This window comes from Cupriavidus sp. CuC1, from assembly GCF_044627735.1.
Lineage (GTDB): Bacteria > Pseudomonadota > Gammaproteobacteria > Burkholderiales > Burkholderiaceae > Cupriavidus > Cupriavidus ulmosensis.
This window is the reverse complement of the sequence record NZ_JBIUHC010000242.1, coordinates 1-10505: the sequence shown is the minus strand read 5'-3', so window position 1 is coordinate 10505 and position 10505 is coordinate 1. Positions and strand designations below refer to the sequence as shown.

Sequence of the window (10505 nt, the reverse complement as noted above, 5' to 3'; positions counted from 1 at the left end):
CACGAAATCGCCCGGAAACCCGCATGAATGCTAGGGGCAGCTATCCCGGTAAAATGCACCGAAATCAAAGGGACACCAACTACTGCCGTCACAAACTGCACCCAAAACAAGCGCTGCGGGCTGAAATCGAGCTCGCAATGACGCCGTTTGCGGTTGATCGATGGCCAAACAGAAATCCTCTATTAATCAATCGCTTACGAGGACCCGTCCGCGCTGATGCTGGGCTTGCGAACCGTCGCAAATTGCACCGAAATCAAAGCTACCCCGAGCAGCACAACAACCTCCTCGCCAACAAGGGGCCCCGCGTGGGTCCCTTATTGATTGCCGCACCTTGCCACCATTTATGCGCGGATTTAGGCCGCCGCTAACATCGGCATGTAGGGCCCACTCATCTTGAGGGAATCAATCTGCGAGGCACTTTTGGCGCCCGCTGGCCCGGCCCATCGGACAGGTCGATGAACAGGCGCCCTTGCAGCTCATCGGCCACGTCCCGCTCAGCCTCCTAGCTTCCCTGCTCTGCCGTCTCAATTGCATCGTCTAGAGGTCATAAGGGGGAGGGAGAGTTTCCGGCCTGAGTTTGACAGCGGGATCCCCCAGGACGACATAGTTCCGGCAGTCGTCACGCGCGATCCGCAATGCCAGCAGGTCGGACTCACGTAGGGCTTTGCCGTAGGCCTTGTCGCTGAGCATGTCAGCCAGCTCGGTGCTCAACACGCCCCACTGGTTGTTGAAATTGTCCGTGGCTAAGCCGATCCGCTGCCCTGCGAGCAGCCGATCGATCACCTCCCGGAACCCTTGGGTCTGGGCGGCGCCGCGCCTACCCTGGAAGCTAGACGCCCACGCCCGGTCGATGTGCCCAAGGGAGGCCAGCACCCCGCCCTGCGGCAACGTCATGAGCTTTTGCGGCAGGCGAGCCGTCATTGGGCTCGACGCAATCCGCACGTTCGGAGCTTCGAATTGAAAGTTATCGAACTCGGGTGTGCCCGCGCCATAGCAGGCAAAGAAGAAATGGATCAGCCCATGTACGTTCGCATCCAGTGGAACGTCCTGCGCGGCAAACCAGTGCTCACTTGAGATGTTGCCGTATCCTGGCCAGTCTTGGCAGACCAGCGCCCCTTGGTTGTCTAGCCGCCTCGTGTCCGTGGCATCGAAGGCCATGCCATGTGTGCCGGTGAAGATGATCGACGGTGCGCGTTTGTTCTCTTCGAGGATACGAATCAGGTTCGCCTTGGTCGATCGGTCGCCTAGGGAAGCGCTTACCGAGAAACCATACCGACTCCCCAGGGGACCGCGCATTTCATCGCCAGCGCTTAAGGGCTTGGCCACGTTCTTGGTGAATAACTGGGTGGCGCGATCGAAGTCGTGGCAGGTAGCGAAGAGCTCGATACACCTTCGCGTCATGCGGGTCGTGTCCTTTTCGAACATTGCGATGCTACGCGCGTAGGCCTTGAATCCGTCGAGCGACGGGAAATCCAGCCGCCCGACCGCGGCCACAATGTCCAATGAATATTGGAACGCAAAGGGAATGCTGCATGGCGACCCAACGATGACAAGGTAATACGGCACGCCGTAGTCAGGGTCGATCTGAATGAGAGACGCGCCATGACGAGTAAGCCAGTCGCTTGCACTTTCTCCAGGTCGATAGCCGTCCGCGCCCGAGAAGACTCGGAACCTATTCTCTGCCTCTTGGCGCCGCAATTCGACGAGGTCCGTCAAGGCTTCCAAGTAGGGCGCCGGATCGGTGCCGGCCTCAAAGATCAGGCCCCACCCGGCGTCCTTGAGCTCGTTGGGGTCTAGCCCGAACTGCAGAGAATAGGTAACCCTGACGGGATGCGGCCCTCCGATGGCCCGTCGGCCGTGATCTTCCTCGGCCAGCAACTGTGCGACGTCCCTGCTGGTCAGTGCCCCTTCCAGCGGCCGGCCGGTGGTAGCATGCACGCCAAATGGGCACGGCCCTTCGACTTCGTCTGTCATTTGACACCTCCGGCGGGCATGGCTGCTTGCCAGATGAGATGGGCGACTTCGGGGCCAGCAATGTCACTATGCGCCCCCGACACACCATCGAGTTTGCATATGTAGGTGCTACCGTCCACGTTGTAGATGCGGCCGGCCGCCAATTCATACGCGTCGGCCTCGGGCTTCATTGCCAGGCTTTCGGCTGCAGGAATTCCGCAGATCCCGAAGGCACCGATGGCGCCGAACTGCGGCAGTGCCAACGCCACTTGATTGGCCACTCCGGCGGCCCACGGATAGATCCTCCCCACTGCGTAGTCGTGCTTCGATCGCGTGGTCACCAGCGGACCACCGACCTTTCCATCAGATACGATTTTGCCGAAATACCCCGCCATGCCGCCCTGGAGCGGAATGGAAGAGGCGAAGGACCACAATGACATGGCTCCTTGCACTAGTACGCACGAATCGATCGGACGTGTTAGCGGGCTGGCGCCACCAGGGCCGGCTACCGCCGAACTCATGACGATGCAGCCGAAGCTGTGGCCCATCAGGTGGATGCGCAGTTCGGGGGAGGACATCTGCATTCTCAACAGCAATGGATGCAGACCGTTCTCGCCAACAGTCTTGGCTCGTTTTTTCATGGTCCAGAACGTCAACTGCCGCAGAGGTGATAGCAGGAGATTGCCGAAGTTGCCTCCGCCGAATGCTGGGCTAGCTTCGTCGACGATGGCCTGGTCGGGATCGAACGGCGCGCGGTCAGCTGCGCCGTCCCCGGGCAGCCCGCCCTCGCCGAGCGCTAGCGCTTTGTCCAATTCTAGGTAGGCTTCCCGCGCTTTGCAGGTTAAGGCATCCGCGGCAGCATTGGTGCGTACCTCGTCGAACAGTTTGCGCAGTGCAGCGCGCACGGCCTGTGAGTCACCCAGTTCTTTAGCGTGGAAATCCACCAAGGTTTCAATGCTCATGCCTGGTTCAGAGGCAAAGCTATCGCCCGTCAGTAGCGATTCGTCGCCCCAAGCGAGGCTCGGCCAATGGAAGCCAACATGCGCTGCCTTGAAGCCGGGCTTCCTCTGAAGCATCTGCGCCCGGTCGCCGGCCCGAGCTGCGAAGGCTCCGATCCAGCGGTCGTATTGGTCGACAGCTTCGCGCACGTCTCCTTTCCAGCCATGGCTCCAGAGGAACACATCGGTAATAGCGTCCTGTGACAGCGACTGGATCACCCAGTCGCTCATCCGGCCCTGCGGCAAGTCTGGATCCTTCGGCATTTCGGCGCCGTTCTCGTTCACGGCTACGAGAAAATAGCTTGCAGCTGTTCCAGGAATCTTGCGGTAAGGCATGGAGGTCTCCTTTAAAACGTCCTCAATCTGACTTAGCACACGGGGTCGGCTTTTCGGACACGCGTTTGAAATATTTCTCGTTCTCGGCAGCATTGAAGGAACGATTAGCTGCCAGTTCACACGCCTTCTTTATCAAGGTTTCCATGCGCAAGTCCCAGACAGCTGTGCCGGCGTCGGACGATGAGACCAACCACTTTCCGTCTCTGGAAATCGCCAGTGACGTGATCTGCGAGTCGTGGAAGTCCTGCCCGACCTGCATAGGTAATGGCGAGCCAGGCTGGATCACATAAAGCCTGCCGCTGGTGTCTCCCAGGGCGACAGTCTGATTGGCGCTTACGGCCAGCGCGCTGGGCACGGTTGTCGAATCGTCCTTAATTAGCGAGACCTGCGGCTCCGTGTTATCGAGCTCAACCGAATACAGCTGCCCGGTGAAGTTACCGACCCAGAGGGTTTTGCCGCTCGGATCGAACGCTATGGCTTGGATCTCGCCTCGCACTTTCGGGATCCTGTAGGAACCCTCTTGAATTTCTGGACACCCCGATGAGTTTGCCTTTTGACTCCAGACCAGGACGGTATCGGTCTCGACAGTGATGAAGTCGCTGCTGGACGGGCGGAACGCGACAAGGCGCGGGGCTCGCGGGAACGGAGTGGGCAGTTGCATTTCGCAGCTCAGGGCAGTGAGCGTCGACTCCGACAATGCCCACACCCTGGTGCGCGATCGGCGCGGGGGCTCTGTCGTCTGGGTTCTCGCCACGAGCAATGAGCTGGAGTCATTGACATGGATTGACATGATTCGTTCGGTGGAAGGCAGCCGAAGGCCTTCAAGCAGCTTGCCTTCCGGCTGGTTGTCGCGGAATGCGATGACTTGGTCTTTTTGGGCCACGAACAAGGTCTTCGTCGACTCGGCCCTGGCCGTATCGACGATCATAGGCAGCGAGGTGCGTACCATGCCTTGTGGCATGCTAGAGCGGCGGTCGAGGCTGGACATCATTAGCGAGTCGCGCGTGGCCGTGATCAACCGCAGGTCCGCTCCGGACTCAATAAGGCGAGCGATGACGCCCTGCTTCGGCAGCAATTGCCCAAACGGGTGCTTGTCCGTGGACAAGGTCACCCTCAACACGTCGCCTTTCTCCGTTGTGACAAAGACAGTTTGCTCGTCCGGCGCCAGGGCCATGCTAATTAACTGCCGTGAGAATTCAAGTACGGTTTTGCCGAGTGGAGCCAGCTTTCCGCCAAGCGGGAACGTCCAGAGCTTGAGGCGGCCATCCCAACCCACCGACAGCAGGTTCCCGTTCTGCAGGAACTTCAACTGGGCGACCGTCTGGTCATGTGCGTCTATGCGCCACATATGGGCCCCGGTCGCCATGTCCCACACATGAATTTTGCCGGCCCGGTTTCCTGCCGCGATGAATCGGTCGTTGGGACTGACAGCGATGCTGTAGAAGGCGCCCTTATAATCCCCTTCCTTGGGAACGGCAGCCAGTTTGAGCCTTTGCACTTTGCCGTTGGCGTTCTTCAGCAACGTCACCTGCTCGTCGCTGGAGATATCTGCTGCTGCCACAGCATCACCACCGTCGAAGATCGCGAGCCCCGACACCCGGGACGGCAGCCTGGCGGTCCATAGCGGCTGCGCATTGGCCGCCTGGGGAGAAGTCAAATCCCAGGCAGCCACCACGCCTTGTTCGTGTCCAGCGTAAAGGACGCCATTGGCTGTAGCGATCGCCCGAACCGCGCTGTGCATCAGCGGCGCATTTTCGCCGCTCGAAGCTGCAAGCGGAGTGCCGATAGGCTGTCTCGTCTTGACGTCCCAGATCTGGAGGGTACCGTCGGTGTCGCCGGTAGTCAGATTCCCATCGCCAAGCAAGGCCAGAGCGCGAACTCCTTGGGGGTGGACCCTCGTCAAGTCGTCGGCGTCAATCCTCCAGACCTCGCCATCGCCCTTTGTGTCGCTCACTTCCACCGCCTGGCGTCCGTAACCGATCTCCGCAACAACACGGTGGCCGCGATCCAATAGGACCATTTTCGATATGCCGGTACCCAGCGATTCCACTTTCTCAATCTGCCTGGCCTTGTTCAGGTATTCGCCTAATATCGTCCTGAAATTGAGCGCCACGACGTCGGCGTTCTTTTCCTGCAGCTCGGTGCCGGCCACCGCAGCGCGCGCCCCCAGATCGAGGCTCGGCTTGCTACCGAGGATGGAGAGCACACCGGCTTGGACGGCGGTGGCATTTCTCGCGGCGAGCAGATTGGCTTCCGCCTTGAGTTGCTCCAAGTACTGGAAAGAAAATACGGCAATCGCCAACGCTACAAGCGCAAAGATGCCACGCCACAGCCACTTCTGGCGGGTGTACAGGCCGTACGCGGTGAGAAACCGCCTTTCGACTTCGGAGTACGAGTTTTCCGCGATCAGCTTGGGAATGTGTTGTGTGCCGCGATGGGGCAGCATCTTGAAATAGATCTGTTGCTCGCCACCAAAATGCCACGCGCGCGCCAGCTGTTGCCACACCTCAAGGTTCTTGGTCCGCCAGTTCTCAATACTGCGGCGCACCGGGCCGGCCACGCTGTCGTGCGCCAGCTCGTACCAGTCGCCATCTTCCCGGCTCTGGCGCCGGATGAGGTGGACCCCCTCAAGCGCCGATAGCTCCTGCGGCGTGGGGCAGTCCTTATCTGCCGGGTCGATCATCGCTGGCGCCCTGAGGCCGCTGGGCGTAAGCAGCCGCTGGTCGATCCAGTCACGCAGCGCGCTGGCACGGGCCGCCCTGGCGGCGGCCTTGCTCAGTGCTTTTTCGCAGTAGTCCTGCAGCGCCGTTTCCGGCCTGTAGTCCACAACGTCTGAGACGCGGATGGCATTGACATGCCGATCATTGGTGTTGAGGCGGCTCCAAAGGTCCACGCAAATCACCTGCAGCTGCACTGCCTCAACCGTGCTGCCAACCCGGGGCTCGAATACCCCACTAAGGCTGCGCTTCCGGACCATGCTCAGCTTTCGGACCAAATGTGTCGCAGCGTCCTCGCCCCCCTCCGCCGGGAACACAACGCCTGCCTCCTCGGCGGGCCCCTTCACGGCGGTGATCGCCTGTTCCATTGAGAGCAGATTCAGTCGAAATGTGTTGACTAAGCGTGTCGGGACGGCGTCTCGGAATGAATCGAGCCACGAAAAGTACTCTTCCCGCATGCTCACGATCAGCCATACAGGACTGGTTTCGCGTGACAGGAGCTCACCCAATTGCCGGAAGAACTTGCGTTGCTCAACGAGCGAAGCGCCATTGTTGAAGACTTCCTCGAACTGGTCGAGCACCAGCAGCAGTCGCTTAGGCGGGTGCGCTTCGGGGATCGCGATGCGGTTGAAGTAGATTAGGAGAGTGTCGCCATCCTGAATGGGACCGAAGCCGCTCGACTCAAGTTGTCGCAGCATCGCCCTTGCCGGATCAGTTCCGTCCGTGCCACCAACGCGCAGCACCGGTAGCACGTGGAAACGCACACTTAGCTGCGACAGGAGCCCGTTCTTCGCCATCAGAAGGGAAGTCTTGCCGGCGCCGGACGGCGAGTAGAGGACGATTATGCGGTCGGCAACCAACCGCCACTGCAGTTCCTCAATTTCGGCGTCTCGGCCGAACAGATGCTGATCGCCGCCGAAGGGTCCGGGTCCGACATAGGGGGCTGTCATGGGTGCATCCCCTGCGTACGGGCTCTCAGCTCCGAGATGAAGGTGGGTACATCACCCCAATAGAGGCGTAGCTTTGCCTTCGCCTGCAGGTACTTTTCAATGTAGCGGCGGGCGCTGCCTGGGTCGAGGATGCTGTTCGGGTCGATCTGCACCGAGAAATGCTCGTAGTCGGCTCTCAGGTCCTTGCCCTCAAGCTGCAGGAGGCTACGAAACAGAACGCGGAAATCCCAGGAGTCGGCCTGAAACCCGACGAACAGCAGCGCGCTATCGCTCAGCCTGAAGCGCACGGCCGGCGGTACGGTGTCTTTGGTAGAAGCCGCCTTCGTAAGATAATCGAAGAACTGGTCCTCGGTGATAACCAGTGAGGCCGGTTCCGAAAGGTCGCCGAACAACTTCACAACGATGGGCCACTCACGCGTCGCCTTGGCCGGTGCGGCCGCAGGCGCGTCGCCGACGTACTGGTCGTCACAGCGTTCGGCGGCATCGTTCCAGCGCAGCAGTCGCACCCGGGGAGCAACACCTTGCTCTTTGAGCGCATCGACCAGCAGGTCGCTGGGGTCCGTTGTCACGTACACGGGAAGCTTGTAGCTAGCAAGTACCGTATGCGGATCCACCGGGTCGCGTGAGCGGATTTTTCTGCCCACCTCAGACACTAATGAGCCGAGCTTCTCGATCACCCCCATTTCGTCCAAGTCGCGCAGCGCTTCTGGCACGTCGGCCGGGTACTTGTCGAGAATGCGCCGATACACGTTCTTATAAAGCTCGCGGCGTGGATAGGCGCCTTGGCGCGTGACGGCCAGGTACTGTGCGACCTGAGGCAAATCCTCTATGTCACGGCCACTCATGGGGTAGCGATATGTCTCGCCCCAGAGACTAGCGAGCTCCCGACGCGACCCGAACAGCGATTCGTTCATTGTCGGCCCGAGGATTGGCGTGCAGGCTCCCGCCTTAAGGTTACTGACGATCGAGTCCCAAGGATCGAGGCTGTCTTCGGACGAGCCGAAGCCGGGAGGGTACCAAATGCGTGCGCTGTCCAGCCGCGTGAATACCACAGGCATCCACCAGTCCGGGTGGTTCATGAGCTGGGCTCGGGCGGCGGCAACGGCTCGGTCCACCTCACCGTGATTCGCGAGCTGCTTGAAGAACGCGGGCATGAACTGTCCGGCCGTCGCCATAGACAGTTTGCCCTGCATTGCCAGTACGGCCGGCACACCCTCCTTGGCGAGCATTGGGCCCAACGCCGTCAAGGAATCGCGCGCTGGCGTCCCGACACCGGCACTTTGACAGGAGCAGAGCACTATCAGGCTTGGTGTGCGTTCGTGCGCTCCGATGCGTGCTGCGAATTCCTCGCCGGTCACGAGGGCGCCATTCCCCGACTCGTCTTCCAGCCACAACGCAGCTCCCTTTGGCCCGAGGGCACCGTGACACACCATGTACAGGATGTCTGCGCCATCGCGCACGCCGTCTACGATCGCTTGCAGCGTGGGAGTGCCGCGCCCAGCAAGCGTTCTGGCCGGCAGGGGGTGTAGCGCGTTCTGCGCGACCCCGATCTCGCGGGCCACATCGATGTGCGCGAATTCACCCGACAAGTCTTGCGGGCTTGCGACGACCACCAGCGCTTGGATGCCCTGCTTAGCTCGCAGCCTCGGCAGCCGAAACTCTCGCGTGAAGAGATAGCGGGAGAAGATGCACAAGCCGTTGCGCAACAGCGAGGTTGTCTGATCTTCCGGATCGACGATCGTTTCCCACGGGAGGCTGTGCAGGACAGACGCACTGGGATCAACGCGCAAACGAATTCGCAAAGACAGGCCGCGTTCGGCGGATCGGGTCCGTGCGGCCACGAAAGCGTCGCGCAATTCGTTAGGCGTTAAGAGCGCATCGGACAGGACGCGCCCCGATATGAGGGGATCTCCTGAAAACAGTCGCGCGTCCTTGACGTCGAGCGTGACGCGAGTGAACGGCGTGATGTTGTCGCCTTCATCCAAGCGCTGCCGGGCACTGGCCTGAAACCCCTGAAGTGCATCTCGCTGGATCACGATCTCGAGTTCTGAATAGCCCTTCATGGATGATCCTCGATGCGCACAGGCAAATAGCCTTTTAGCAGCTCGACTATGGCCTCGCCACAGGCAGGCCCCAGACGAAGCACAGCACAACACGTCAGCACGAATTCTCGTCTTCTCATCCCTTTGCCCCTGTCCTCCCAACACATGCGAACCCTCCAGCCCAATCTGCATATGCCCGCTCCCCCATCCGCGAGAGAGCTGCCAAGACCGCTTTGGGGATCTGGCCATGCCGGTTCATTGTCGCCTGGCTGCAACGGCTTTCATTCCGACCTCAACCTCGCCATTTGCCAAATTGTTTCGATATCTCCCATGAGCTCAATGGGATCAGAAACAGGGAAGTGAATCGTCGCGGCTGGGTCCTGCTCGAACTTACTCACTTTGAGCGCGAGCTCGGCAGGCTTGCTTGAACGCGTCGATAGGCTGACTTTCCAATTCAATTTCCGCCATAAATGCCGCGACTTTGGGCGACCGCTAAGGCCTCCGGTGTTCGCTGTTCGTGATCGGGGAGATCCGATTCGGCTTTGGTGGCCACAGCGTAAAGGTCGTCGTAAGCGGCGGGCTGCAACGCTCGGTTGGCGTGGAGCCTGGCGATCGCGTCCTGACGCCACGGTTGCATGTTCTGGGACCAAGCATGGATTGAGCACGCATGGATTTCTTGAAGGATTGGCACCCGTGGTCTCCTCTGTTGTTCTTGTAGTCCTCACGGAATTTAGCAAATTTTGGGCCAAAATGGCGCCCAACTGATGCCCGACGAACAGGGGGTATCGGTCCCTAAGATGGGCTTGGCGGAGAGGATCCTACCCCCAGTGAGGGGTAGCGATCGCGTGAAATCTGACAGGCTGAAACGCATCGGCGTCGCCGCGCGGTTCCGGCGGCGATCGTCGCGTCCTAGGATGTGGTCGCGCCCGACAACCGTCCCAGGCCAGCACCACAGCCAGTGGCCAGCAGGCGAGATAAAGGAGGTCAGTCGTCATGGTCACCCCACATGCGTCAGTCCTGCGCAGTCAGGCAGGGCCAGCGCCGAAAAGGCCGATGATCGGCAGCAACATCTCGCCAACACCAGCGGGCCCCCGGGCCTCGGCTGAGGCTCCGCACACGGTCGTCCGTTTCGAATTCGAGAGCCAGACTGCCGTGGCCATCAGCAGCCCCCAACCCGAGCGTTAGCCTAGCTCGCATGAAAAAGCCGCCCGGGGCGGCGCCAGACCGCTTCCCGCCGCAAGGCATTGAAACTTCACGCCGGCGCGCCGATGCTGCCGCTCGGTACAGGGTCTCTCGCCCTGCTGGCGGGCTGCGGCGGTTGAGACGACGCCGTAGCCGCACCCACTCCGGCGCCTGCGCCGGCGCCGGCGCCGGCCCCAGCCGCCACCTTCACCACCGTCGAGTTCACCGGCATGGCGGCACCAACGCTAGACCTAACTTTGGCCCCTGAACTCGCCGGAACCCGCGCCACCGTTGGGTTTCGGCTATTTTTTGGGCGCATATGTAGCC

5 protein-coding genes are annotated in these 10505 nt (G+C 60.7%); 1 reads left to right on the top strand and 4 read right to left on the bottom strand.

The annotated features are described in order from the left end of the window. On the top strand, window positions 1-368 hold a 368-nt coding region (locus ACGLHR_RS48455), incomplete at its 5' end, for a hypothetical protein (protein WP_400102855.1). Window positions 369-537: 169 nt separating this feature from the next. Here ACGLHR_RS48455 and ACGLHR_RS48450 read toward each other — a convergent pair. From ACGLHR_RS48450 to ACGLHR_RS48435, 4 genes are read right to left on the bottom strand one after another with little or no spacing between them, the layout of a single operon-like run. Then, window positions 538-1974 carry a hypothetical protein gene (locus ACGLHR_RS48450; protein ID WP_400102854.1) on the bottom strand — a complete coding sequence of 479 codons (1437 nt, stop codon included), beginning with the start codon at window positions 1972-1974 and terminating at the stop codon, window positions 538-540. After that, window positions 1971-3287: a hypothetical protein gene (locus ACGLHR_RS48445; RefSeq protein WP_400102853.1), complete on the bottom strand. Its 1317-nt coding sequence runs from the start codon at window positions 3285-3287 to the stop codon at window positions 1971-1973. Before ACGLHR_RS48445 ends, ACGLHR_RS48450 begins: the two co-directional genes overlap by 4 nt. A gap of 22 nt (window positions 3288-3309) precedes the next feature. Further along, window positions 3310-6954, bottom strand: a complete 3645-nt coding sequence (locus ACGLHR_RS48440) for a hypothetical protein (protein ID WP_400102852.1) — start codon at window positions 6952-6954, stop codon at window positions 3310-3312. Further along, complete coding sequence (locus tag ACGLHR_RS48435) at window positions 6951-9017, bottom strand: CHAT domain-containing protein (protein WP_400102851.1); 2067 nt, start codon at window positions 9015-9017, stop codon at window positions 6951-6953. Before ACGLHR_RS48435 ends, ACGLHR_RS48440 begins: the two co-directional genes overlap by 4 nt. Between the last annotated feature and the right edge of the window lie 1488 nt (window positions 9018-10505).